Below are 26,232 nucleotides of genomic sequence, written 5' to 3' on the forward strand. Positions count from 1 at the left end.
GGGTGAGGGCTTTAGATTCATGCAACAAGTCTAATCTCTAAAAGCTTATTATAGACTGACTTTCAGCTTCAGCTTAAGGGTCAGTTTTCAGATATTCTTGTAATTGTTGGGTACGCAGTTTTGTGGTATCTTCCAAACAACCAGAATAAATGCTAGAGGCAATACTTCCGCCCTCATATCTGCTTCTTTCAAACTCACAATTGGTATCTCGAAACTTGATCCATGCAAGTTGTGCAGCAATCAATTTCTGTTTTCTAGGTCTTTCTAGTGTAGATATCAATTGTTGATAAACTTGATTTAGTTTTCTATCTGCATTCTGATAAGATAACCTCGTACATTCATTAATTGCTGCTTGAGTTTGAGGATTATTGCAGTTTAACTTTTGAACTAAGCGCATCTCAGATAAATCAGGCGTTGTACCTGCTATTGTCATCGCAGGAGTATTTAAACTGCTGAGGGTTAGTATACTGGAAAAAACTAGTAATAATTGACGCATAGCAAAATCTTTGTTGTTAAGTATAGAAATTTGATATTTTTGGTAGCCTCGAACTCAGAATCAGAGTAGGAAGTGGTATGCTCCACAAAGAGGTGTCATGGTTCATTCTGGCTACCAGTACACTCCAGCGATGGAGTTTTGGTTAAAAGAAGAACACGGCAACTGCATGAAATCGAAAAGGGATAAGCGATCGCTAGTATATATACTTATTGCATCATCCCGAAAAAGGGATGAGATTTTTATTTAAGCAAATAAAATATATATTTTTGTTTGAAGTATGATATCTGTGTCTAAAATATTTTTATTATACAGCCAAATTCCGATAAAACTCTTGCATTGATCGTTAAAATAACTGTATTCTTTATATTGTTGAAAATTGTTTTTCACACAATCAATAACAAAGCACAATTTCAGCACATCGCAAAAAACATTGACTAGGCAAATCGATAAATGTCGATATCAAACCAAAATCTATGTATGCTGTTGTCGCTGGCATTATGAGTAACAGGAGCAACTCCCGAAATGAAAAATCAAATCTTTTGTTTATGTGTGTAGTGTAACAAGGAATTAAAAATTTTTTCTATTCCCTATCTCTTACAGTCCATACCTAATTTGAATAGAGAAGAGTATTGGCTAAATTTTCAATCTTTTCATCTCTCTAATCGGGGCAAGAAATCTATTCTGTGCTGGCTGAGTTTGGGATTTCAAACCCATTTTATCAACGAATCAAGACCAGGAAAATTATGACCTCTTTAGATCCTAATTTTTTTGACATCCCGGACAAAAGCCTAATCATCATCGACCCAGCCGTTGATGACTATAAAAAGCTAAATGGCAACAACTTGGAAGTCATATTTAAAGACGTAGTAGATACAGAAGTAAGAACAGTAAATTCAGAAGCAGAAAAACTGCTGAAAGCTCCACCGAAGGAATTGTTAGCGCCTCCTGGTGATTTCAATCCTACATTACTACTGTTTTTTGCATCTGTGACAGTACTGGTGTCATCTCATTGTGGTTACTGGCTTTGGCAATGGCCAGACTGGCTGTGTTTTAGTTTTAATATTATTGCTTTGCATTGTGCTGGAACAGTAATTCATGATGCTTGTCACCAATCTGCCCACCGCAATCGAATCATTAATGCCATATTAGGGCATGGTAGCGCCCTGATGCTAGGGTTTGTTTTCCCAGTGTTTACACGAGTACATTTGCAGCATCATGCTCATGTCAACGATCCCAAAGATGACCCAGATCATTTTGTTTCTACAGGTGGCCCGCTGTGGATGATTGCATTTCGATTCTTGTCCCACGAGGTGTTTTTCTTTCGACGGCGACTGTGGCGCAAATATGAGCTATGGGAATGGTTAATTAGCCGCTCAATTGTTGTTGCAATTGTTTATATCTCAGTTCAGTATCATTTTTTAATGTACGTTCTCAATTTTTGGGTTGTACCTTCTGGTATCGTAGGATTAATACTGGGCTTGTTTTTTGATTATTTGCCCCATCGTCCCTTTGTTGAACGCGATCGCTGGAAAAATGCTCGTGTATACCCTAGCCCAATTCTTAATATCCTAATTTTAGGCCAGAACTACCATTTAATTCATCATTTATGGACTTGTATTCCCTGGTACAAATATCAGTCTACATACTATCTGATGAAGCCTTTATTAGATGAAAAAGGCTGTTATCAAACTTCAGGGTTACTACAAAAGAAAGACTTTTTAGAGTTTATTTACGATATCTTTGTAGGAATTCGCTTTTCTCATCAAAAAACTAAAAATCAAGATGAACCACAAAGTCGTAAATAAGCATTCTATCTCGTTCCCAGTCGGAGACTGGGAACGAGAGAAAACGAGGAAAGTCTTATAAAGCTAGGTTTTTAGAACTTGTGTGTACACCGTAGGACAAAGCATCGGGGAGGGGCACAATAATTTTAGGAATTATAACTATTTTATTTTTTGTAAATCAAAAAAACTGAACCAATCGGTCCAAGGTTTTCTACATAAGTTTTCTGGTTGTAATACAATCCTGGAGACATACCTCCATCAAATAAAATCCCTTCTTGAATCTTACCTAAACAGTTATTGCTAGCAATACCTTCTAGGACATTATCAAACATATCTGGCAGTAACTCTTGATTAAGTTGAGATAATTCAATCTCTGAATTAGCTTTCAAGTCATTAACTAATAAGATTACATAGCCTTGATTAGTGATAGCTGCTAGAGAGCGATTAGTTGCATTTTTACAAGCAAATTCTCCCAAATCTTGACAAATATCTTTAAACTTCCCCTGACGATAGAATCTGCCATTCCCGCCCACTAAATTGTAATTGAGAATATCATTTGTTCTTCTGCCAGCTTGAATAGTAGCCTGTCGCTGCCGGGGTGTACCTCCTGATACCCCAAAGGAAGAACGTTTATTTTTAAATGCTCCTGAATACTCTACGCCACGAGAAATATTTAAGCCTTGGGGTTTATCTTCAGTATCTATATAGTCCGCATTAATTGCAGCAATGGGTAGCTGTCCGTTTAACTTGGCATTCTCATCAGCAATGAGTTCACGAAACTGTTTTGCTACATATTCTTTACGCAGTTTACCTCTACTATCTTTGGCATAAAGTTTATGAGATAGACCAACATTAACTTTGAAATCTAATTCAGCTGATTTGGGATTAAAAATAATTACATTATTAATACCTTTAGGATTTTTTTTACCTTGATTATTGGTTTTAAAAAAATCAATACTGAACTTGGCATCTTTGCCAGGGCAACTTTTAGACGCTTTTGGGACTAAATTTGCTTCAATTTTTTGACAACCTGATAATAAGCTTGCACTGATTATCAAGATAAATAACAAAAATAATTTTTTTGTAGACATAATAATACAAAAAAAACCGCTACAGAATTACTATAGCGGGGAATAATTTAAAATTTCAGTCTGGAGTCAATCTCAGAGCCAAAACTTAAGAGAACCATTCTAAAACAGCTTCTTCTTTGGTGTTAGTATTCCGAGATGGTGTCTCACGATTAAATTTCATCTGAATTGAGCGGGTTTGCTCACCATCAGCAGCTACAGCCATAATTGGGTAGTCAATTAAACCATCCTGGAAGGACATCTGGAAGCGGAATGTTCCATCTGGATTCAGCTTAATTGGACGGCCACCAATGGTTACAGTCGCATCGGGTTCGGTTGCACCGTAGACTATCAACTCAGCATCGGCAATTAACCAGAACTTGCGCGGACGCACTGGTACGGCAGAAGCTGAGAAGCCAACACCTGACATTCCTGCACCGGAAGCGGTTAAGCCAGATACGGTAGGAGTTGCCCACATACCCACACCAGATGGGAAAATGTAGGAGCTAATGGCTTGTTCAGGACGCGCTGCACCTTGTTGGGAGCCGAAGATAGAACCAGCAACCCGTAGTGCTTCGGCAGATTCTGCTAAACCAAATATTTCGTCGTAGATGGGGTTGCCATTCACAGCATTACCAACATTGCCGTTGGCGGTAGCTGCAATCTTCTTGGCAGGAGGAACTAGTTCGTACTGAGTTTTGCCACGTAAATCTTCTTCAAAATTTACAGTGATGAAGACATCCTCAATCCAGTCAGAAGGATAGACAGGAGGAATGTGTACTCTACTAGAACGAGCTAGTACTAACCAACGACCATCAGCAGCACGATAGCCAATATCGATTGTATAATCGCGATCGCTAACTGGAACTGGTATATACCATTCTCTAGCTAGTTCATCAGCGGGATATTCTTGAATACTATGTGGGCTTTGGTATTCGATATCGATGTCGGTGACATCATAAATCCGTAGTGCTAGTTGTTGTCCGCCTTGCCGACGCAGTTCCTCTTTGTGTTCATTGGGAACATCCCAGTAAGTGTAAGCCCACTGAGGATCGCGCGGTAAGAGTACAATCCGGCTTTCACCATAGCCAGAGGGCAAATCTGCCAGTCCTTCATCAACATCAGCTAAAGATCCGCCAGTACGATCTTCCTGACCTAATTCAAACTTTGCAGCTTCCACGGTTTCTTGTGCCTCCAATGAACGAGATGGACTGAGTAAGGTTCTGCTACGCTGGACTTCTTGTATTGATGCCAGTAGTTGTGATTTACGCATTCGGCTATAGCGAGAGATGCTATATTCGCTAGCAACTTTGCGTAGTTGGCGTAAAGTCATCTCCTCTAGTGGCGGGCGTTCTTTTGCCATTAATTTGGCCTCCAGTAGTTTAAGCGGTAAATGATTTCCCCTGGTTAAAGAATGCTATGTAAAATCTCATCCATTCCAGATGAATTTTTTATCCTGACTCCTGGTTTTGCCCAGTTTTTAAGTTTTTTAATCTGTTTTTAAATTGAGCTAACACCCTTTCAATTCCTTATTGTGCCAAAATTAGCATTTCTTTGGGATCGGAGGATTTTTATTTGTTAAGTCAATATTAACCACTAAGCATATCTAGGGATCAAGGGGTAAGAAGTAGGTTTTTTAGCTGTTTCACGAATTTATCAGCCCTTCTGGGATCTAATTGTCATGTTTTCATAACATTTTTGGTGATTTACACGTTAAGCAATAGCAAATATATCAAGCTTTCATGACATTGCTCTTTTAGCTAACCAAAAATCACAATCTACAAACAAAGGAGTAGGATTCAAAGGGATTAGGCATTGAACCCACCACTAAATTCCTAGTTGGCCAATATCGATCGCAAACCAAAACGTGGGGCAAACTTAGTTAATCGTTACTTTAGCGATCGCCTTTCTTCCCACCGTTAGGTGAAATTAAGTCCCCAGATAGTGTGTACCCGACCATCGAAGAACTTAAGCTTGGCTTATAGGTTTAGGGTTTAGGGAAATAATTATGAATAAGGAAACAGTGCCTAGTCAGGCTGAAAAGTCTAATCCAGAAGGTGATGCGCCACAATTAAGTCCAGAGGTACTGGACAAAATCAAACACCCTGCGAGAATAGACGATGTTATTCGGGAGCAATCACCAGAAGAACGTAAAAGTAACCCAGCTTTAGTACCAGAAATGATTGACGATCCAACTGATGATTAATTGGGTTTGCGAAAGAGGAATCGAAAAGCTCAGATTCCCGACTTCTCTAAAAAGTCGGGAATTTTGGTATTTAGTTTTTCTTGATATATTTCTGGCGTATTGATGTTTAATAGCACAGTCATAGTCTCAAATTTGACTTGATGAATTACCGAATAAAATTCTTTGAGAACTTGACGTAAGGCTAAGTTTTCTTCACAAATATTTTGTAAGTGCATTCAACTAGTGTGTCGTAGACATTCGCATCGCGTTATTCGAGGATCTAAATCCAGCTTCAAGAAGTGACTTTCTACTCTACATTACTTGCAAATCTAAGATTAATTACCATCGTCATCTATACTAAGTTAGATTTTACAAAGATGAAATTTTATAACCAGAGTCGTATATACAGGTGCGATCGCAAAGTAATTTAATCATAAAATGTTACCTAATTTCTGAAAGATAATATCCACACCAATTCTGTTGAAGACGCACATACAATTATAAATAATCTTCCTAATACCAGCAAAGTTTCCAAGTTTAAAAACCAACAAAACTAATGTCTGGTAATAAATTATTAATCGAAATCAATTCAGGAATTACGCGAAATTATGAAATAACATAAACACACCGTAAATGCGTCTTATTGACACAGCCTCTCCTAAAAAATACCAGCAGCTTGCCACAAAGTTCTTGCGTAAGTCCTGATATTGTGAAACCATAAATTGTAACTTGCGGATACAACTAACTAATTTGTCTCTAGCCTCACTCCAGAAAAATTACTGGTAGTACTAACAATCATGACGCGATCGCCAAATTCAGAAAACAATCAGGAACCATCTAATCGTCGTCTGTGGCTCCTGCTTTTAGGACGTACCAGTTTGGCTCTGGGTGGGGTTTTACTAGTTGGAATTATAGTTGGTGCTTGGTGGGCTAGAAACTATGTATACAAAGATTTAGCACCGTTAGTACAGCAAAATCTTGAGCAATTACTGGGGCGTCCGGTAAAAGTTGGGAACGTTGAACGTTTTTCGCTTTCTAGTCTGAGATTTAGCTCTCTATCGATACCAGCAACTCCCAGCGATCAAGATCGGGTGGTAGCAAAAGCTTTGGAGGTGCAGTTCTCGCCGCTGCAACTTCTTCTTACCCGAAAACTGGCATTAAATGTCACCTTAATTCAACCCAACGTCTACGTTCAACAGGATAAAGATGGTCGTTGGGTGACAGCCCAAGTTAAGGCTGGAGAGGGACAAAGCTTTATTCAAACTGAGTTGCAGTCACTTCAAATTCAAGATGGCAATATAGAATTGATGCCATTCGCTGCACCAACTAAACCCAAAGGCTCAGTAATATTAGATCGAGTTGGTGGGATTGCCCGATTTTCCGATCAAAATCAAAGAATCGGTTATGACTTCAATACTCAACTCACTAGGGGAGGGGCTGTTAAAATTGTTGGCGAAACCCAACTCAAAGCTCAACAAACTAACCTCCAGCTTTCAACACAAAATTTACAAGCATCTGATATCACTCGATTAATTCAGTTACCCATCGCGCTGCAAGCAGGGTATTTAAATGCTGACTTAGGGGTGCAGATTCCACCCAAACTTTCAGACATCGCAATTACGGGAACAGCTACAGCCAATCAAGTCACCGCTAAAATTCAAAATCTTCCTCAGTCGGTTTCTAATTTTAATGGGAAATTTTTATTTCAGGGTCAGACACTTACTTTAGATAATCTGAGTACAAACTTTGGCAAAGTTCCCATTCTGGCTAATGGAACAATTAATAGTCAAACAGGTTTTAATGTTTCTGCTCAGATAAAACCTGTTACTGCGAAAAATATCTTAGATACCCTGAAAGTGAATTCGTCAGTCCCGGCTAGTGGCGAAATTCAAGCAAATATTAAAATACTAGGCGCACTTCAGCAACCAGTCGTCAGTGGTACGGTAAGTAACACCAAACCGATTCAAGTCGATCGCGTTCAATTTAAAACCATCAACACTGATTTTCGCTTGAATGCATCTCAAACTGCATCTCAACTAACTGTCTCCAATCTAAAAATAGTCCCCGCAGCAGGTGGTCAAATTATCGGCGGTGGTCAAGCTAATCTAGGAACAAAAGATGGGGTAATATTTAATGCGCAAGCCGATGGGATATCAGGAGATATACTAGCACGCAGCTATGGCGTTACTCTCCCGATCGCAGTGGGAAATGTTTCCGCAAAAGCTCAAATTTCTGGCTCACTTCGCAAACAGCCTTTAAAACTTGATGTTTCCAATGTTCAGGTAACGCCGCCAGGCGGAGGACAAATCACCGCCAATGGTCAAATTCAATTGGCTCCCCAAGGTCAGGTAGGCGTAGATATTCAAGCTCAAGGTATCCCAGGAAATGCGATCGCTCAAGGTTACGGCGTTTCAACTCCAATTAATGTTGGTGGTATATCTGCGAACGCTAAAATTTCTGGTTCTCTGGGTACACCGTTAAATGTCAACGTTTCTCGCGTTCAAGCAAATCCAGATGTGGGAGGGCAAGTCACAGCTAGCGGACGAGTTCAGCTTGCACCCCAAGGTAGGGTGGCGTTGAATGTCCAAGCAAAAAATATACCAGGAGATGCGATCGCCAAAGCCTACAATTCCTCACCCTCCATCACCATTGGGAATGTCTCGGCAAATGCCGATATTTCCGGCACTCTGAGCAATCTGCAAACAGTCGCGCGGGTGCAAGCGCCAAGTGCCACCTATCCCACTACCGGACGAGTTGTTGTTACCAAACAAGGAGAGAATATCGTCTTTCCCGATGCGGTTGTGAACGTCGCAGGGGGGACAATCACAGCTCAAGGTCAACTTGCACAACAACGCTGGCAAGGATCAGTCAAAACTTCTCAAATTCAACTCAGCCGTTTTTCACCACAACTGCGAGGACGGCTGAATAGCAATATACAGCTAGCTGGCACAACCCAATCCTTCCAGCTTGCGGATATTCGCGCCGCCGGACAAATCAGCCTTCCCCAAGGAGTAGCGCAGCTGGCAAAACCGCTGACTGCAAGATTTCAGTGGAATGGACAGCAGATTATCGTTGAAAACGCAAGTACCGCAGGATTTAATGCTAATGGTGCGATCGCTATTCAGTCTCCCCCAACTGGCGCACCCCAAATTACCGGATTTGATTTAAATGTACTGGCGCAGAATTTCAACTTACAAAATACTGGTTTTAAAGTTCCTGGGGACGTAGCAATAGCAGGACGACTTGATTTTAATGGAAAAGTTACAGGTACTCCAGATGTCCCCCAAGCTAATGGGAATATCCGACTGCGGAATTTCAATGTCAGTAACTTGGCATTTGACCCACTTTTAACCGGAAATGTGAATTTTCAAGGGGGACAAGGGGGAAGTCTACGATTAGCTGGGAAACAAGATCGGATTGCGCTTAACTTAGGTGCAGATTATCGTCCCACCTCATTTTTAGTTAAACGCGATGAGGCAGTTACTACAGGTAGAACTGAGGGAGATAACTTGATAATCAACGCCCAACAGTTTCCCATCGCTCTGGTTGGCGGCTTTTTACCTAACAATCAATTGAAACCACTGGGCGGGCAACTATCGGGTAATTTAGTTGTCAATCTGAATAATTATGCCATTGCGGGAGATGTGGCGATCGCAGGGCCTCGTGTTGCCAGAGTTGCAGCCGATGAATTTCGCGGCAGCATCAATTATGCTGATGGTACGGCTAGCTTGGCTAATGGTCAATTGCGGATTGGCGATAGCAACATCGCTCTCAGTGGTAATGTGCAAGCAGGGAATGATCCGCAATTTCAATTCCAAGCTAATTTTGCCGAAGCCAATATCCAGAGACTTTTACAAGCGTTTAATATCTTCGATTTTAAAGACCTCAGTACTGGGTTGCAGCCTCCGACGTTAGCTGGTGCAGAAGCACTTGAAACTGAATCTATCAGTTTGCCCGATGCAGACTTGAAAACACAGTTAGCATATTTCTCGAATATTACAGCAGGAATTGCAAAACAACAGCAAGTAGAAACAAAACAAACCCCATCTTTGCCTAGCCTTGCAGAATTAACAGGTGCTTTAAACGGAGCAATTACAGCCAATGGCTCGTTAAAATCTGGGTTGAATGTCGGCTTTAATTTTCAAGGTGCTAACTGGCAATGGGGTAATTACTCCATTAATCAAGTTGTTGCTCAAGGCACTTTCGCCGATGGTATCGTCACCCTTTCGCCCTTGAGTGTGGGGATTGACCGAGGACTAGTGGCCTTTTCAGGACAGTTAGGAACTGAGCAACTATCTGGAAAGTTGAATGTAGCCACTCTACCTCTATCACTTTTAGAGCCTTTTATCGAAAAATACCCCGTAGATATCACTGGTAATGTAAATGCTGATGCCACTTTAGCAGGTAGTTTGCAAGACCCCAGAGTTCAAGGGAAAGTGGCGCTAGCGAATGCGACTCTTAACAAACAACCTGTGCAAACAGGAGAGGTGAATTTTGATTACAACAAAGCTCGCTTGAATTTTGATAGTACCTTACTCGTGACAGGAACGCAGCCAGTCGCCATTACAGGTAGCGTACCTGCACCGTTACCTTTTGCCGAAGTGCAACCTGATAGCAATCAAATCAATATCGACGCCAATGTGCAAAATGAAGGATTGGCACTGTTAAATCTGTTGACCAACAATCAAGTCGCTTGGGTAGACGGTCAAGGAAAAGTAGATTTAAACGTTAAAGGTACTTTAAACGAACCAATTATTAACGGCAACGCCACATTTAATAATGCTACTTTTAGCGCTCAAGCCTTATCCGATCCTCTCACGAATGTCACAGGAACAGCACTATTTAATGGTAGTACGGTAAGCGTTGAAAATATCCAAGGTAATTACAATCAAGGGCAAGTAACTGCATCAGGTATCTTGCCAATTTTTGATGCTCAACAAGCCGCAGCGAATCCCCTCACAGTATCAATCGCAGACAAACTCAATTTTAAGCTTGCAGGATTGTATGAAGGTGGTGTTGGTGGCGATGTCGTGATTCGCGGCACAGCCTTAAAACCTGTAATTGGCGGAGAGATTAAACTGAGTGATGGTAAGGTAATTATTGGCAATTCGACTACTACCGCTAAAAAATCAGCAGCTACAACTGAGGCTAATACTAAGGTCATAAATCTAGATAGACAAGAGGCTAACTCTAACGTCACACCGACAGCAGAGAATAACACTAAGCCAGTGGCTACAGTAGATGGAAGTACTAAGCCAGTGGCGACAGCAGACGCAAGCACTCTTCCTGCAACTCCACCCAATTTACCTGTAGAGTTTGCAGATTTAAAGTTGATTTTAGACAAAGATATTCGGGTTACAACTCAGTCCTTCTTAAGCTTTGTACCAGGAGGAGAGGCATTGAGTCAGCCTTTATTGAGCTTTGACGCTAAAGGCGGCTTGACCATTAATGGTACATTAGCCAAACCACTTCCTCAAGGAGTCATTCGTTTGACAGGAGGACGACTGAGCTTATTTTCCACTGAGTTTACCTTGGCGCGGGGCTATGAACAAACTGCGCGGTTTACTCCAAGTCAAGGACTTGACCCGACTTTGGATGTTCGATTGACGGCAATTGTACCGGAAGCATCAGCAAGGAACACTCAAACTTTGGAATCACCCTTGTCTTCTGAAGTCAGCGATGTTTCTGTCAATAACTTTGGGACTTTACGTAGCGTTCGCGTTCAAGCTAGGGTGAACGGGCCAGCTAGTAAATTGGGTGAGAATCTAGAACTGACGAGTGAACCTAGCCGTAGTAAGGGAGAAATAGTTGCTCTGCTGGGTGGCTCAATTCTGGGTTCTTTTGGTCAAGCAGATGCAGGCCAAGGGCTGACTAATTTCGCTAGTTCTACCATTTTAGGTAGTTTACAAGGAACTATCACTGCGATCGGACAGGCTGTTGGTTTTAGTGAATTTCGGATATTTCCGACTCCATCTACCAATGAAGCATCGAGAGCTTCAATTCTGAATTTATCAGCAGAAGGTGTGTTTGACATCAATAAAAATTTCTCTGCCTCTTTATCACGCGCTCTTTCTAGCAATGACTCTTTTCGTTACAATGTGCTTTATCGAGTCAATGACGAAATTCTGATGCGAGGCTCAACTGATTTGGGGGATGAAAATCAACTCCAAGTTGAGTATGAAACCCGATTTTAGATTAATACGCTTGGTTAAGGGTTATTGGTGTAGATAATTGGTCTTTCTAAGACGCGATAAATCGCGTCTCTACATGAGGGTTGTAGGCTTAACTATTTGCTATTTGCTTGCGATCGCTTCCAGCGGGCGGTTACGCCATCGCAGTTTTTGCTTGCTTATCCTTGTAGAGAGGCAGAAAGTGACAACCTTCTACCTCATATCCTCTTCAATCTTCGTCAAGGGCTGGGAAAGCTTCTTCAAGCTGCCACAACCGATCTTTATTTTCAACAAACCAAATACGAGTTTCTGGAGTTAATTTACTCCAAATGTCTTCAACAGGGATGTGAGGAGATGCATACTGGTATTGCTGACCAAGTGATTTGAGATTATCTGCAACATCACGGGGAATTCCGAATTGTTCCCAGTCAACTGTTATATGTCTTCCCGAAACTCCGGCTGTAGGGTCGAAAACCAGTTGTGCCGATCTGACTAAATCAGCAAAGTGTTTCGGTTTGAGTTTGGTGATTTCCTGAATTTGGAGTGATTCGTTATGCTCTTGAGACATGATCGCCGCAGTGGTAAAGATTAGTGGTCTATTGAACTTACTGCCAGAGATTTTTATCCCAATATTTTTACTTTAGCGCAGACCCACTAACTCGATCGTGACTTAACAAGACTTGGGGTTTGAGCAAATCGTTTGAGGTGAGCAAATTTACCACACATCTATCAGTACAATGTCTAAGCTAGTAATGAAAAGTTTGTAGTAAGGACTTTAGTGCTTAGAAAATAAGGACTAAAGTCCTTACTACGAACTGTTCCCAGCACCTATTTTAGTGACGAGTGTAGGAATGCTCAAAGTGAGTTTTGAGTGTATGAGCCATAACAGAGATGACAATTGCTGCTATGGAAACCGATATTGCTGCGATTTTGATTCTAAAATCATCTGCAAGTATTGCTATAGCCGCTAGAGCGATCGCTACTCCTATACAACCTTGTTTAACCCTATTTGTAACTTGATAAGCTCGATTGCAAGAACTACAAATAAGTGTGTGTCGTGAAAATCTGTCTAGCAAAATTGGCTTTGAATTCAACTCGTCATTCTCAACATTTTTAAATGTAGAATAGCCATGATAAAAAGGCAAAGATGACCCAAATTTATCTAGCCACTTGCGGTACTCAATCACTAATGTGTCAGATGTTTTCAGCGGCAAATATAATTCTTTGAGACTTCTTCCTAAGCGCTCAATTTCTGCTTGTTGTCCCGCAATTAGAGGCAAATCCTGCTCCAATATTTTGTTCGTATTCAAGTGATCCAGCCAGCGCGGCCTCAGCTTAACTCCCCAAGTCATGAAATTACGATAACCTCTAGCTAAAAGACGGCATCGCCCTTTACCTAAAGGAATTGAATACAAAGCTAGTCCAAATGTCCAATCTTTTTTTTCAATATAAGCAGTGTTTAGCACAAGACTTGGAGCAACAAAATCAACATACTTCCAGGCTTCATTTGATTTGTTAGCTCCCCGCCACCTGCCTTTAATCCCCTGAGCCGAATTCTCTAGCACTTCCATTTCTAGCGGTTGAGCATTTTTACGATTACCACCCCCTCTAGTGCTATTATGGCTAATAGCAACATGAGCTGGATCGATAACATTTTCTACTAGATATGTTTGGTCATAAGGCAGATCCAATGTAAAGTCTGCACACACAAATCCTGACTTATCTAAATCTGGCAAAGTTGGAATAATTTCATCAACAGCAGTTTCTTTTTCGCCAGCCCATACCCAAATCATACCTTGGCGTTCCACAACTTTAAAGGATGGCACGCAAGCATTGACTGGAATTTTTGCATCTGTTGCTAATTGGGGAATGTGCAGACATTGGCCATCACTGCCAAACTGCCAACCGTGATATAAGCACTCAATTTTGCCGTCAATAATTTGTCCTTCAGAAAGTTTCGCTGTACGGTGAGGACAACGATCTGCTAAACAGATAAATTGTCCATCTTTGTTTTTGAACAAAACCAAAGGTTCATCGTACAAGGAAAAGCTATGAGGGCGGTTGGCAGGCAAGTCTTGTACAAAGGTGACGGGATACCAGCATTGCCTCCAGTTAAATTCTTGCTTTTCCTCTAGTTTCTCAAAAGTAGAAGTTGGTGGTGTCGCCTGTAGTGTTTCTGTTTCTAATGACATATTGTTCTCCAGGTTTATATAATTTTATCTCTTTTTATTATGCAGATATTACTTAATCCCAAAGATAGAATATTTCTAGGGTGAAGCTTGGAAATCCCTTAACTCACGTTTCTTCAAAATTAGCCTGGGGAAAAAGTAATGCTGTTTCGCGGTTTGAAGACTTATATCATGTCCGCATAATTAGTTATGCTAACCACAGTCATTGCACCCCACCCCTTAATCCCTTTCTGGGGCAGGTTTTTTTGATTAGACAAATTTTTGGGATTTTAAAATCAAAATCATTGTCTGAGAACTTAAAACTACGTTCAATAATTGAGAACATTCTCAACTATTTATCGAAAGCCTAAAAACCTGCCCTTGAAAGCCCCTTAATCCCCTCCCCGCTCTTCGGGAGGGGAGACAAAGCGTAGCTTTGGCGGGGGTGGGGTTCTTCGAGTTTAATAAGCAATCAAGCGGACATGATATTACCGTCAGAAGTTCAGATTCATTACCACGGGAAAAGAATTGTTGTACAGCGGTTCTCGTTCACGTGAGGTACACTCGTAGGGGCAATTCATGAATTGCCCCTACACCTTGCGATATAATTTTGTACCGCATTTGAGTGGGAACCGCTATAAGCAAAGCTAAAGAGCGACAATTACCTGCGATAATTTATATTGAATAGCCTAGTTTTTATTTTAGTAATTTTTTCCAATAAAGAAACTTTCCTATGGCAGGCTTTTGCTTGAGATGGTTGTTTTTCTAAAAAGCTTAAATAATCTAAATCAACAAGTTCTTCAGATGTCAACTGTTGCGGAGAGCGCCATAGCTTAGGATTCACTTGCTCATGGGTAAATCTTTTTCCTACACAACCTAAGCAATGAGAACAAGATTTTAAAGGTTCTTCCGACTTTAAGTAAGCTAATAATTTTCCAAAAAAATCTCCAGAGTCAGTAATTTTAATTCCGTCATTTTGGAGATTTTGTTTTTTAATAACTTTCGGAATAAACACCGCTTGGGGGCATTTATACAAATATCCTTCTGAAACAGTATGAGAGCGCCAAATATGAGCTACAGCGCAAGTTGAATAAATTTTTTGGACTAATTCTGTATTTTCCGTGCCTAATTCAGAATAAGATTCGCGGAAGTCATCCCAATAATAAGATTCTAAAATTGTTTTAGAGTCTTTAGCTTTTTGTTTGAATGTTTTTAAAGTTTCAGGATTTATGGTTTTACTTGGATAAAGTGAAATTTCTATAGCATCAATTTTTTCCCAAAACAGATCCGGTACTTTTGAAAGTAAATGACCGTTCGTTACCATTTTAACAAACTTAGTTATGCCTGATGCCCGAACTGCTTCAATTATTTGAATTATATTCGGATGTAGTAAAGGTTCTCCCCCAACTAATTTAACTCCTCGTGGAATATAGAATTTGGATAAAATAGAAAGATCACTGTATATCTTTTGTGGATCAGCAATATATTTGGCAACACCTGGGGATAAATGAGTACAAGCACGGCATGATAAATTACAATGATGCACTACATTAATTTCACAATATCTTCCTGTATCAATTTTATTGTTTGATATAGTGTACATTTTTCCTCCTACTTTAAAGTTCTGTTAGATATTGACTATTTTGGATATAAGCAAAATGTCATTCTTCTTAAAGTCGCTCTATTTGGGAAAACTTGGAAGATACAGAATATACTTAAAAAGTAGCTCAAAGCTTAACTTTGCACTATTTACAAGGGTAGGCCCCTACAACCGATTCATTTGTTACAAAGATTTTTGGAAATAGGATAAATTTTTGCGATTATACACAAAAAGGTGTGCATCATCTAGCTTTGCTCTATGTCAATTATCGTAAATTAGGGAAGGCTATTGACTTTAGCTACTCAATTTTCAATTATAACTGTAACAGCAGCGATCGCAATTAACATTTCGTCATTTTTATCATTGAGTTCGGGAATCGCCCGCCCTTGAACGATCATCCCTCCAGATTCTACCGTGAGGGTTTTTCGCCCAAATGGTAATACAGCGAGTACTTCTTCTTCTCTAACTTGTTCTGGATATGGCACTGCCACCTGAACCTCTATAATCATTTCATTGGGATGACTTAAACCTGCGACTTCCCAAACACCAGGTAAAGCATTGTGAGCGATCGCATTACGTACTGCCCTAGATGCTGCTACTGTTGGTTCTTGTCCATGCTGATCTATTCCCATCCCCATCTCGATAATCAAGCGTTTACGCGCCATTGCTAACTCCGGTAAATCTTGCATTTTGACATTAAAAAAGGCAGAAGTTAGAGAAGCTACTTGGAAAAAAACCTTGCAACTTACTGCATCCTTCTGCCCTCTGCCTTACACCATACGTTGCAAGCGACTCAGACGCTCTGAGTAACTTTTCATCACCTGTAGAGCAAACACGGGTGTTTCCTGAACAGCAAAGAGAAACCCTTGCTCATCAAGAAAACCCAGCTTGGTATCCACCTTGGCAATAGCTGCGTAAGTTCTACTTTTGACTCCTACAAGTACCCCTGCACCAAAAATTTCGCCTGTTTCAATGGTTTCTACAACTTTGCCATTAACTAATATATCTACCTCTCCTTCGATAATTCCATACATTTCATCACCAGACTGTCCTTCTTCAAAGATGACTTGGCCTGCTGAAAATGCTTTAGGGTCGGGTTGTTTTTGAAATATACTGACTGTGATTACAGGACTTAGCATTAGAGCAACCCCAAAATTCTTGGTTTTTAGACGAAACTTTTTGATAGCTTTAGGCGAACCCAGAAAAGTATACTACTTTCTGTTCCCTTGATTTACACGTTGTCTCTAATATCGGCTCTGGCTTTAAATTTTCTCGCAACAGTGGTTTTTTAATGCAACTTAGACAAAAAGTAGCTAGAAAAAACCATCAAATCTATATACAGAAAGACTTTGACATCGTTTTGCTTAGTTTATTGATATATATGCGTTTCAAGCATTTTGGATCATTTGGTGCATTTTCTTTGCCCTACATGGGTTTGAGGCTTGTTTATGCCTCAAAATTAAATCTCGTTAGGGTTTTCCACCTTTGTCACCACATATTTGGGTCTGAATCATAAGGCTTCACGCAATGCTTTAAAGTAAGGAGTAATGAGTGGATGAAAAATGGGTATTTACTCATTACTTATTACTTATTACTCATTACTCCTTCTTAAGAGCGCCTTTAGGTCGGTGATGATGTCACGTTTTGCCCCATACCTTCACAAGTTCCTCAAATTGTTTTCTTATAAATATAAGTAAAAGATAAGTGAAAGCGATCGCGAATTAGTAAACCTTCCGGTCATCAGTAGCTAAAAGCTTGAGGAAAATAGTTTGGAGATAAACTAATATGTTTCAAAAAATATTGGTTGCATTAGATACATCAACTAGCAATAGGAGTGTGTTTGAGAAAGCACTTGCCTTAGCGGAGGTTTTACAAGCTAACTTGACGTTGTTGCACGTACTATCACCAGAAGAAGAAGGAAGCCCAGATATTTCTTTACTGGCTAGCTCTGAATATTATGTGGGGCTAGGAATGAGTACCGAAATTTTGGAGATGCAGCAAAAGCAGTGGAAAAAGTTCCTTAATCAGGGACTAGAGATGTTGCGATCGCTTGCAGATGAAGCAATTAGTACTGGTATTAGTACTGAATTTTATCAAAAACCAGGTAGCCCTGGACGCATTATCTGTGAATTTGCCCGTAATGGCAAATTTGACTTAATTGTAATCGGGCGTAGGGGTCGCTCTGGTCTGTCTGAGTTGTTTTTAGGTAGTGTCAGCAATTATGTCCTTCACCATGCCTCTTGTTCAGTCTTGACTGTACAGCATCCTCTTAGTACAAGTAAAACTGAAACTGCACAGCTAGAGAAAGTAACACCATCCATCTAACTGCTAATTTTGCCGATTATTGCAGACATGGTACCTTTTAATATAAAAGGCTTACAGTTAATCCGCACTGGGAAAGTGTGCAGGTGTGTGTACCAAGATTAGGCTCAGTGGGCTTGTCTAATACGCAAGAATTAATTATTGAAAGCTCCATCCTCAGCCGTGAAGCCTGATAGAGTTCTTGACGCCATCTTCTATAATTAGTAAAACCTGCACACCTAATTCTAGGCATGAGACTGTGACCGAATCAGGAAGTTACAAAGATACTGTAAACCTACCCAAGACTAATTTTGATATGCGGGCAAACGCCATCAAGCGCGAGCCGGAAATCCAAAAATTTTGGGAAGAAAATAAAATTTACGATCGCCTCTTTGAAAATAACCCCGGCGAATTATTTATACTGCACGATGGGCCTCCCTACGCTAATGGCTCACTCCATATTGGTCATGCCTTAAATAAAATTCTCAAAGATATTATTAACCGCTACCAAATGTTACAAGGGCGTAAAGTTCGCTACGTCCCTGGTTGGGATTGTCACGGATTGCCAATTGAGTTAAAAGTTTTGCAGAACATGAAGTCAGCAGAACGGCAAAATTTAACGTCTTTACAACTGCGGCAGAAAGCGAAAGAATTTGGACTAGCGACGGTAGATAACCAGCGCCAAAATTTTAAACGCTACGGTATTTGGGGTGATTGGGAAAACCCTTATCTAACTTTGAAGCCGGAATATGAAGCGGCTCAAATTGGCGTGTTTGGTCAGATGTTCTTAAAAGGCTACATCTATCGCGGTTTAAAGCCGGTTCACTGGAGTCCCAGTTCTAAAACTGCTTTGGCTGAAGCTGAGTTGGAATATCCTGAAGGTCATGTTTCTCGTAGTATCTATGCAGCTTTTGCAATCACAAGTTTGGCGGAAACTGTAAAACCACTGTTGGCGGAATATCAGTCAGATTTGGGCGTGGCTATCTGGACGACTACACCTTGGACAATTCCAGGGAATTTGGCGGTGGCGGTAAATGCAGATTTGAATTATGCAGTGGTGGAAGTAGAACCCCACCCTCCAACCCCCTCCCCGCAAGCAGGGAGGGGGAGTGAGGAAGTAGCTTCCGCCTCTCTGTTAACGAAGAGGGGGACTGAGGGGGTGAGGTTCCGCTATCTCATTGTTGCTGCTGATTTAGTGGAACGTTTATCTTCAACGTTGGGAGTTGAATTAACTGTAAAAGCCACATTCAAAGGGAATGATTTAGAACATACTACTTATCGTCATCCTCTATATGACCGCGAAAGTCCGATTGTTGTCGGCGGTGATTACATCACTACTGAATCGGGTACTGGGTTGGTACATACTGCACCGGGTCATGGTCAAGAAGACTACATTGTTGGTCAACGCTACGGTTTACCCATCCTTGCACCAGTGGATGACAATGGCAATTTTACCGAAGAAGCGGGACAATTTGCGGGGTTGAATGTGCTGGGTGATGGGAATCAAGCGGTGATTGATGCACTGGCTGCGGCTGGTTCTTTGTTGAAGGAAGAACCATATCCCCACAAATATCCTTATGATTGGCGGACGAAGAAGCCAACAATTTTCCGCGCCACTGAACAATGGTTTGCTTCTGTGGAAGGATTTAGAGAAGAAGCATTGAAGGCGATCGCCACGGTAAAATGGATTCCAGCCCAAGGTGAAAATCGCATCACGCCAATGGTGGCGGAACGTTCCGATTGGTGTATCTCTCGTCAACGCGCTTGGGGTGTACCCATTCCCGTTTTCTACGACGAAGCCACGGGAGAACCACTGCTGAATGAAGAAATTATCAACCACGTCCAAGGAATCATCGCTGAAAAAGGTTCCGATGCTTGGTGGGAACTTTCAGTTGAGGAATTATTACCAGAATCTTATCGTAATAATGGCAAGTCGTACCGCCGGGGTACAGACACAATGGATGTATGGTTTGATTCTGGCTCATCTTGGGCAGCTGTAGTTCAACAGCGTCCAGAGTTACGCTACCCTGCTGATATATATTTGGAAGGTTCCGACCAACATCGCGGTTGGTTTCAGTCAAGTTTGCTCACCAGTGTAGCGGTAAATGACATTGCACCTTACAAAACTGTGCTAACTCACGGCTTCGCTTTGGACGAACAAGGGCGAAAAATGAGCAAGTCAGAAGGAAATGTGGTCGATCCAAATACAATCATTGAAGGCGGCAAAAATCAAAAAGTAGAACCGCCTTACGGTGCAGATGTATTGCGATTGTGGGTATCATCGGTTGACTACTCCGGCGATGTCCGCATTGGCAAAAACATCATTAAGCAAATGAATGATGTTAGGGGTAAAATTCGTAATACGGCGCGGTTTTTGTTGGGTAGCTTGGATGATTTTGACCCGGAAAAAGATGCAGTTCCCTTCGAGGAATTGCCCGAACTTGACCGTTATATGCTGCACCGCATCACCGAAGTATTTGAAGAAGTCACTCAAGCTTTTGAGAGTTTCCAATTCTTCCGCTTTTTCCAAACAGTGCAGAATTTCTGCGTGGTGGATTTATCCAACTTTTATTTAGATGTTGCCAAAGACAGGCTGTACATCAGTGCAAAAGATGCTTTCCGCCGTCGCAGTTGTCAAACGGTGCTGAAAATAGCTTTAGATAATTTAGCACGAGCGATCGCACCAGTGTTATCTCACACTGCCGAAGATATCTGGCAATATCTCCCTTACAAAACACCTTACAAATCAGTGTTTGAAGCCAGTTGGGTGCAGGTTGAAGAAAAATGGCGTAATCCAGATTTAGCAGAATTTTGGGAAACACTGCGACAACTCCGTACCGATGTTAATAAGGTGTTGGAACAAGCCAGGATAGAAAAACTCATTGGTTCTTCCCTGGAGGCGAAAGCTTTGATTCATATCCCTCACAAACAATTAGGTGATGCTATCAAAGCCTTTAACCCAGTTAAGGGTAACGGGATTGACGAACTGCGGTATTTATTGCTGACTTCCCAGGTGGAATTATTAGATTCTGCTCAAGGGTTGCAAGGATTAGAATATACAGCACAGACAGAAGACTGGACAATTGGTGTAGTAAAAGCAGATGGGCAAAAATGCGATCGCTGTTGGAACTACTCTACTCATGTGGGAGAATCAGCAAAACATCCCCTAATTTGCGAACGATGCGTTGCAGCCTTAGCTGGAGAGTTTTAAAAGCAAAAATCCCACGGTGCTAAGAAGATGTCTGAGAAGTATCAAATATTTCTTGATCCCCCCTAACCCCCCTTAAAAAAGGGGGGAATAAGAGTCTTAAAGTCCCCCTTTTTAAGGGGAGCCACTGCGGTCTTGGGGGTTTCCCCCATGAGCAAGTGGCGTGGATTTAGGGGGATCTCCAAAGGTTAGATGTATACAAAAAAACTTTTCAGACATCCTCTAACAGACTAGAAATCACTAACGTAATAGCTAAATGCACTTAGGGACTTCCAATAAATAAATTATCCAATCTTGTGGGGCGGGCATCTTGCCCGCCTCTGGCTATAGGCGGTTAATTACGAATTACACTTCGGTTGGTTGATATTCTTGTTGTCTTTCTACAAACGACTGAACACGGGTGCGGTAGTTTCTCACAGTCTCATCTACCCATTCGCGATCGTTGCTATTTGCATACAAATGCACCAGTGGTTCGCTGGCATCTGGTAAAACTAACAGCCAACTGTCATCGTAGGGTTGACAAATTTTTACTCCATCAATTAATTCTAGATTTTGGGCTGGGTGAGTTTCTACCAAGTAACGCATCAAAGCACCCTTAGCTGTCCACGGGCAACGGACTGTATAAGTTTTGTGAATTACACGGGGCAATTCTGACCGCGCCGCAGCAAGCGATCGCTCTTGGATAGTCAACATCTCAATGATCTTCGCAATGCAGAACATGGAATCAAATCCCGGATGCAGTTGCGGGAAAATAAAACCAGTTTCTCCACTACCTCCTAGCACCACATTCGGGTTTTTCTGACAAGCTTCCATTAAAGCTGTCGGGTTGGCTTTAGTGCGAATCACTCTACCATCATGGCGACGGGCAACTTGTTCAATCGCACTGGAAGCATGAACTGGTACAACTACTGTCCCTCTGGGGTTAGCGGTTAATATCATGTCTACCATCAGTGCTGTTAAAATTTCTCCACGAATTGGGTAGCCTGATTCATCAACTAAAATTAGCTGTTCTCCATTAGCGGATACTTGCACCCCAAAGTTAGCTTTCAATGCCTCCACTACATGACCTAACTGAGTCAGCAATCCTTCGCGATCGGTGATTGACATCGCACTTTTATTGACACTGGCATTCAATACCACGGCATCAGCGCCAAATTTATCCAACATTTGGGGTAAAACTGCCCCTGATACCGCATAAACATAATCAATCACCACTTTGGCGCGGCTGTTGCGGAGTGTATGCACATGCAAAAGTTTTTCAAAAGCAGTGCAGTACCGCTCCATGACTTGGCTAGGATAAGACACATCGCCAATTTCATGAATTAGCGCCCGCCGCATATCCTCCTTAAAGTAAGCCCCTTCGATTTTCTTTTCCAGGGCTTTGGTGATATTAATGCCCTTAGCATCCATGAATTCAATTAGAATGTAATCAGGGCGATCGGGATGTACCCGGACGTGGATACCACCAGCTACCGACATTGTGGGTATAACTGTGCGGGCAATGGGGATAGCTGTGGCATCGAGATTTTGAATATCAATACCTACAGACATTAAACCAGCAATCAGCGATCGCGTCACCATCCGAGAAACATTACGCTGGTCGCGGGAAACCGTTACTTTAGAACCAGGTTTCAAAGTTGAACCGTAAGCAGATCCCAATTTCACAGCGAATTCTGGGGTGATGTCGATATTAGCTAATCCTTGGACACCACGTTGCCCAAATAAATTCCGTTGGGCGGTGTTTCCCCAAATCAAGTTAATGTTTAAAACTGCCCCTGATTCAATCTTTTTACTGGGCCAAACGCGCACGCCGGGGCTAATTTGGGCTTCTTCTCCCACTGTGGAAAGCGAACCCACAACAGCAGCTTCTAATACATGGGCGCGGCGATCTACACGAGTGCCACGGGAAATCACACAGGCAGAAAGATGTGCTTCATCGCCAATGAATGCCCCATTCCACACGATGGGACGTTTGAGATTAGCATCAGCACCAATAGTGACATTATCCCCAATTACGGTTCCTGCCTCAATTTGGACTCTTGCCCCGATGCGGCAATTGTCACCAATTACTGCTGGGGTTTCAATCACAGCCGTCTGGTCAATATAAGTATTTTGGCCTACCCATAACTCATGAGAAACCTCTTTGTAGGCAAAATCGAGATTTACTTTCCGGTCTAAGGCGTCATACTGAGCCTCACGATAGGCATCTAAGTGACCGACATCACACCAGTAACCTTGAGCAATGTAACCATACATTGGCTCATCTTTTGCTAGTAGTAAGGGGAATAAGTCTTTGGAAAAGTCACATTCAACATTTGCTGGCAGATATTCCAAAACTTCTGGTTCGAGAATGTAAGTACCAGTGTTAACGGTATCAGAAAAAATTTCACTACTAGAGGGTTTTTCTAAAAATCGCCGAATCCGTCCTTCCTCATCGGTAATCACCACTCCAAATTCAATCGGGTTGGGAACCCTGGTTAAAATCAAAGTAGCTTTTGACTTATTTTGTTTGTGAAATGCGATCGCAGCCGTCAGGTCAAAATCTGTTATGCTATCACCGCTAATGACTAAAAAAGTTTCATCCAGAAGTTCGGCAATGTTTTTCACACAGCCAGCTGTACCTAAAGGCTGATCTTCTTCGACAGCATAAGTCATCTGCACGCCAAAATCGCTGCCATCTTGAAAATAGTCTCGCAAGACATCAGGTAAATAATGCAATGTTGCAATAACTTCTGTAATTTGATGTCGTTTGAGGAGATTAATAATATGTTCGGCAATTGGTCGATTTAGAATCGGCACCATCGGTTTCGGCAAATCGCAAGTTAACGGGCGAAGCCGCGTTCCCGAACCCCCTGCCATCAGTACTGCACGCATAAATCCTCCTTAACTAGTTACAGCCTTTGCTGCTTGAAAACGTATCAGATAGACTTTGTTATTCTTTCTCTAGTCTCCTATGGATATTGATATTTGAGGAACTTCCACAAGATGCATATAGATTGGGGATTGGGCATTGGGAATGGGCAAAGGGAAAGGGGTAAGGGGGAAAGGTTGAATTTATCCCTTTACCCTTTACCCTTTACCCCAGTCCCCACCTTATTAGCAATGATAAAGTTCGATTGGGCATTGGGAATGGGCAAAGGGAAAGGGGTAAGGGGGAAAGGTTAAATTTATCCCTTTACCCTTTACCCTTTAACCTTTAACCTTTTCCCCAGTCCCCAGTCCCCACCTTATTGGCAATGATAAAGTTCATATTCGTAGCCGTCTACGGGTGGCAAAGATTGAGTATCAGACGTAACACATGTTTTCACGGTTTCTGCTACTGGGTCGTGAAAGTTTACCAGCCACAAGTCAAAAGGTCGTGGTAATTGTTTTAAAGTATTTTCCAGAGCAATGGTGGAAGCATTCGGATCTCGATCTTGATGAGCCAGGAGAAACAGAGGATTTTGGAGTGAATTTGCACGTTTAATTTCCCTCGCAACTCCCATCATTTCCCCAGTGTGTACATAAGTCTTGTGGGTGGTGGCAATCAGTACTGGTGTTGGGGATGTTTGTTGAATTAGTTGCACAAACAGGTCAGGACGATAATATTTTTGATAGCCGAGATTGCAGATTACTGTAACTGCACTGAAAAATCCCATTAACCAAATTAACATTACGGCTTTTTTTCCGTTTATTCCCCATTTACCTATGCTTGTTATCCCATTTTTCCCTGGCTCTGTTTCCATCCATTCCTGGGGAGGATGCCAACAAACTGCGAGACTTGCACCTAGTAAAACCACGATCGCGGGAAAGTAAACAAAGTTATATCTAGCACCCCTGGTGAGGTCAATACCCAAAAAGTACGTAAAGATAAAGAAGATTGCGATCGCACTGATAACTACTCCAGCAAACACCTGAATCATTATCCGGTTTTCTGGATGCTGTAGTTGAATTTTTATCCCACGCAGCAAAATTGGTACTGCCCAAATAAAGAAAGTCAGCATCACTACCCCAGAAGGAATCACAACCAAAGCTTGAGAAGATTCAACTGGTAATAGGGAAATCATGGCAATCAATGTTCCTAAAGCTTGAAAAATTGGGCTTAACCAATCTAGTCCAACGCGCGAACCTCGAATCCACTCGGTCAAAGCACCACGATTTTCATTCTCTAACAAGGTTGGTATCCAAATTAAACCTGCTACACAAGTACCTATTGCAACGGCATAGATGCGCCGCCAGGGAGGAGAGAAGAGGAGAGAAAATTTGCTGCTAGTAGTCTGCCAACCCAAAAATGCTGGGTGAGGGCTGGGGAAAGGGGAAAGGGTAAAGGGTAAAGGATTTAAAACCTTTCCCCCTTCCCCCTTACCCTTTACCCTGCCAAGTTCACTTGGCGAACTGCTAGTTTGCAATTGAAGCCAAGCCAGAAAAATCAAAACTACGACTTCTGTGCAAAGAGTCAGGGTGAAAAAATAATGAGTAGCAATACCTAAAGCATTAATTCCTATCCAGAAAAGTGCTACCCATATAGGTAAAGGTGTGCGGTTTTGAATATGACGTGTGGCAATTACTAAGCAGGTGAGGGAACCAATTACCCATAAGATTGCCAAAGTGTAATGACGCGCTTCTTGTGCTAAAAATACGCCATAAGGTGATATTGCCATCATGGCAGCAGTCAAGTGTCCTACTAATGACGAACGAAATGCTACTCTACCTAATACATAAACACACGGAATGGAGGCAGCGCCGAATATAGCTGGTAGCAATCGCGCCCCAAACAGCGATACTAATCCTCCGTCGCTGGGAAATAATTTCATCCACAGATAAGCCAGCACAAAATACAGTGGTGGATGACTATCTTGTGTGGCTAAGTTATGAATGACATCACCAATACTAGCCGCTGGGTTTGGTTGCAGTGGTTGTAATAGAATATCAGGTGCGATCGCTTGATCGAGGGGAACTGATAAAAAAGTATTCCCCAAGCTAAACACCAAGGTGGCAAACTCGTCAGTCCAAGGAGGCTTTGCAGTCAAGTTAGTGAGGCGCAAGCTGATGCCGACGATCAACCAGATTAAGATCAGCAAGAGATTAACCCAAAAAGGAGGAAGGCGATGCCAATTATGCCAATGCTTGCGTTGTGAGCCAGAGTTTTTATCTGCCAGAGGCAGGAAATGTATAGCAGATGCAGGTAGCAACGAGATAATTTTTTTGTAAAAATAAAATGCACCTTGGAAAAGAACTCTCATTGCTGGGCCTCACAGTCATGGATTTGTAGAT

16 protein-coding genes are annotated in these 26,232 nt (G+C 41.7%); 5 read left to right on the forward strand and 11 right to left on the reverse strand.

The window, feature by feature from the left end; genetic code table 11:
• Window positions 1-73 precede the first annotated feature (73 nt).
• Window positions 74-496, reverse strand: coding sequence for a lysozyme inhibitor LprI family protein (locus QUD05_RS17330; RefSeq protein ID WP_289797153.1), 423 nt, complete (start codon window positions 494-496; stop codon window positions 74-76).
• 743 nt (window positions 497-1,239) lie between these two features.
• Here QUD05_RS17330 and crtR point away from each other — a divergent pair.
• Window positions 1,240-2,301, forward strand: a complete 1,062-nt coding sequence (gene crtR / locus QUD05_RS17335; protein WP_289797154.1) for a beta-carotene hydroxylase — start codon at window positions 1,240-1,242, stop codon at window positions 2,299-2,301.
• Between the two features lie 143 nt (window positions 2,302-2,444).
• On the opposite strand, the gene QUD05_RS17340 is transcribed toward crtR, so the two are convergent.
• Together QUD05_RS17340 and QUD05_RS17345 are read right to left on the reverse strand one after the other, a co-directional pair.
• Window positions 2,445-3,371 carry a phosphodiester glycosidase family protein gene (locus tag QUD05_RS17340; RefSeq protein WP_289797155.1) on the reverse strand — a complete coding sequence of 309 codons (927 nt, stop codon included), beginning with the start codon at window positions 3,369-3,371 and terminating at the stop codon, window positions 2,445-2,447.
• Window positions 3,372-3,456: 85 nt separating this feature from the next.
• Window positions 3,457-4,710 carry a DUF4912 domain-containing protein gene (locus tag QUD05_RS17345; protein WP_289797156.1) on the reverse strand — a complete coding sequence of 418 codons (1,254 nt, stop codon included), beginning with the start codon at window positions 4,708-4,710 and terminating at the stop codon, window positions 3,457-3,459.
• A gap of 645 nt (window positions 4,711-5,355) precedes the next feature.
• Here QUD05_RS17345 and QUD05_RS17350 point away from each other — a divergent pair.
• The gene (locus QUD05_RS17350; RefSeq protein WP_289797157.1) at window positions 5,356-5,553 is read left to right on the forward strand and encodes a hypothetical protein; all 198 of its coding nucleotides are present in this window, start codon (window positions 5,356-5,358) and stop codon (window positions 5,551-5,553) included.
• Window positions 5,554-5,582: 29 nt separating this feature from the next.
• On the opposite strand, the gene QUD05_RS17355 is transcribed toward QUD05_RS17350, so the two are convergent.
• Window positions 5,583-5,768 carry a hypothetical protein gene (locus QUD05_RS17355; RefSeq protein WP_289797158.1) on the reverse strand — a complete coding sequence of 62 codons (186 nt, stop codon included), beginning with the start codon at window positions 5,766-5,768 and terminating at the stop codon, window positions 5,583-5,585.
• Between the two features lie 561 nt (window positions 5,769-6,329).
• On the opposite strand from QUD05_RS17355, the gene QUD05_RS17360 reads away from it, so the two are divergent.
• Entirely contained in the window at window positions 6,330-11,726 is a 5,397-nt protein-coding gene (locus QUD05_RS17360) for a translocation/assembly module TamB domain-containing protein (protein WP_289797159.1), read from the forward strand.
• 205 nt (window positions 11,727-11,931) lie between these two features.
• On the opposite strand, the gene QUD05_RS17365 is transcribed toward QUD05_RS17360, so the two are convergent.
• The 5 genes from QUD05_RS17365 to QUD05_RS17385 form a co-directional block, all read right to left on the reverse strand.
• Window positions 11,932-12,270: a hypothetical protein gene (locus QUD05_RS17365; protein ID WP_289797160.1), complete on the reverse strand. Its 339-nt coding sequence runs from the start codon at window positions 12,268-12,270 to the stop codon at window positions 11,932-11,934.
• Between the two features lie 265 nt (window positions 12,271-12,535).
• Window positions 12,536-13,894 carry an aromatic ring-hydroxylating dioxygenase subunit alpha gene (locus QUD05_RS17370; protein ID WP_289797161.1) on the reverse strand — a complete coding sequence of 453 codons (1,359 nt, stop codon included), beginning with the start codon at window positions 13,892-13,894 and terminating at the stop codon, window positions 12,536-12,538.
• A gap of 637 nt (window positions 13,895-14,531) precedes the next feature.
• Entirely contained in the window at window positions 14,532-15,473 is a 942-nt protein-coding gene (locus QUD05_RS17375; RefSeq protein ID WP_289797162.1) for a radical SAM protein, read from the reverse strand.
• A 299-nt stretch (window positions 15,474-15,772) separates the two neighbouring features.
• Complete coding sequence (locus tag QUD05_RS17380) at window positions 15,773-16,135, reverse strand: Lin0512 family protein (protein WP_289799992.1); 363 nt, start codon at window positions 16,133-16,135, stop codon at window positions 15,773-15,775.
• A 105-nt stretch (window positions 16,136-16,240) separates the two neighbouring features.
• On the reverse strand, window positions 16,241-16,609 hold the full coding sequence (locus tag QUD05_RS17385; RefSeq protein WP_289797163.1) for a Crp/Fnr family transcriptional regulator: 369 nt from the start codon (window positions 16,607-16,609) through the stop codon (window positions 16,241-16,243).
• Between the two features lie 646 nt (window positions 16,610-17,255).
• Between QUD05_RS17385 and QUD05_RS17390 the strand changes: the two genes are divergently transcribed.
• A complete protein-coding gene (locus tag QUD05_RS17390) occupies window positions 17,256-17,795 on the forward strand; it encodes a universal stress protein (protein WP_289797164.1) in 540 nt (179 codons plus the stop codon).
• Between the two features lie 235 nt (window positions 17,796-18,030).
• Window positions 18,031-20,982 carry an isoleucine--tRNA ligase gene (ileS, locus tag QUD05_RS17395; RefSeq protein ID WP_289797165.1) on the forward strand — a complete coding sequence of 984 codons (2,952 nt, stop codon included), beginning with the start codon at window positions 18,031-18,033 and terminating at the stop codon, window positions 20,980-20,982.
• Between the two features lie 342 nt (window positions 20,983-21,324).
• Here the strand turns inward: ileS and QUD05_RS17400 are convergent, their stop codons facing one another.
• Window positions 21,325-23,853 carry a mannose-1-phosphate guanyltransferase gene (locus QUD05_RS17400; RefSeq protein ID WP_289797166.1) on the reverse strand — a complete coding sequence of 843 codons (2,529 nt, stop codon included), beginning with the start codon at window positions 23,851-23,853 and terminating at the stop codon, window positions 21,325-21,327.
• A 353-nt stretch (window positions 23,854-24,206) separates the two neighbouring features.
• Window positions 24,207-26,201 carry a glycosyltransferase family 39 protein gene (locus tag QUD05_RS17405; RefSeq protein WP_289797167.1) on the reverse strand — a complete coding sequence of 665 codons (1,995 nt, stop codon included), beginning with the start codon at window positions 26,199-26,201 and terminating at the stop codon, window positions 24,207-24,209.
• Window positions 26,202-26,232: the final 31 nt, after the last annotated feature.

It is taken from the genome of Nostoc sp. GT001 (assembly GCF_030382115.1).
Lineage (GTDB): Bacteria > Cyanobacteriota > Cyanobacteriia > Cyanobacteriales > Nostocaceae > Nostoc.

Coding starts and splice junctions, on each gene's coding strand:
- QUD05_RS17330 (WP_289797153.1), bottom strand. CDS start 496: ATGCGTCAATTATTACTAGTTTTTTCCAGTATACTAACCCTCAGCAGT.
- crtR (WP_289797154.1), top strand. CDS start 1,240: ATGACCTCTTTAGATCCTAATTTTTTTGACATCCCGGACAAAAGCCTA.
- QUD05_RS17340 (WP_289797155.1), bottom strand. CDS start 3,371: ATGTCTACAAAAAAATTATTTTTGTTATTTATCTTGATAATCAGTGCA.
- QUD05_RS17345 (WP_289797156.1), bottom strand. CDS start 4,710: ATGGCAAAAGAACGCCCGCCACTAGAGGAGATGACTTTACGCCAACTA.
- QUD05_RS17350 (WP_289797157.1), top strand. CDS start 5,356: ATGAATAAGGAAACAGTGCCTAGTCAGGCTGAAAAGTCTAATCCAGAA.
- QUD05_RS17355 (WP_289797158.1), bottom strand. CDS start 5,768: ATGCACTTACAAAATATTTGTGAAGAAAACTTAGCCTTACGTCAAGTT.
- QUD05_RS17360 (WP_289797159.1), top strand. CDS start 6,330: ATGACGCGATCGCCAAATTCAGAAAACAATCAGGAACCATCTAATCGT.
- QUD05_RS17365 (WP_289797160.1), bottom strand. CDS start 12,270: ATGTCTCAAGAGCATAACGAATCACTCCAAATTCAGGAAATCACCAAA.
- QUD05_RS17370 (WP_289797161.1), bottom strand. CDS start 13,894: ATGTCATTAGAAACAGAAACACTACAGGCGACACCACCAACTTCTACT.
- QUD05_RS17375 (WP_289797162.1), bottom strand. CDS start 15,473: ATGTACACTATATCAAACAATAAAATTGATACAGGAAGATATTGTGAA.
- QUD05_RS17380 (WP_289799992.1), bottom strand. CDS start 16,135: ATGGCGCGTAAACGCTTGATTATCGAGATGGGGATGGGAATAGATCAG.
- QUD05_RS17385 (WP_289797163.1), bottom strand. CDS start 16,609: ATGCTAAGTCCTGTAATCACAGTCAGTATATTTCAAAAACAACCCGAC.
- QUD05_RS17390 (WP_289797164.1), top strand. CDS start 17,256: ATGTTTCAAAAAATATTGGTTGCATTAGATACATCAACTAGCAATAGG.
- QUD05_RS17400 (WP_289797166.1), bottom strand. CDS start 23,853: ATGCGTGCAGTACTGATGGCAGGGGGTTCGGGAACGCGGCTTCGCCCG.
- QUD05_RS17405 (WP_289797167.1), bottom strand. CDS start 26,201: ATGAGAGTTCTTTTCCAAGGTGCATTTTATTTTTACAAAAAAATTATC.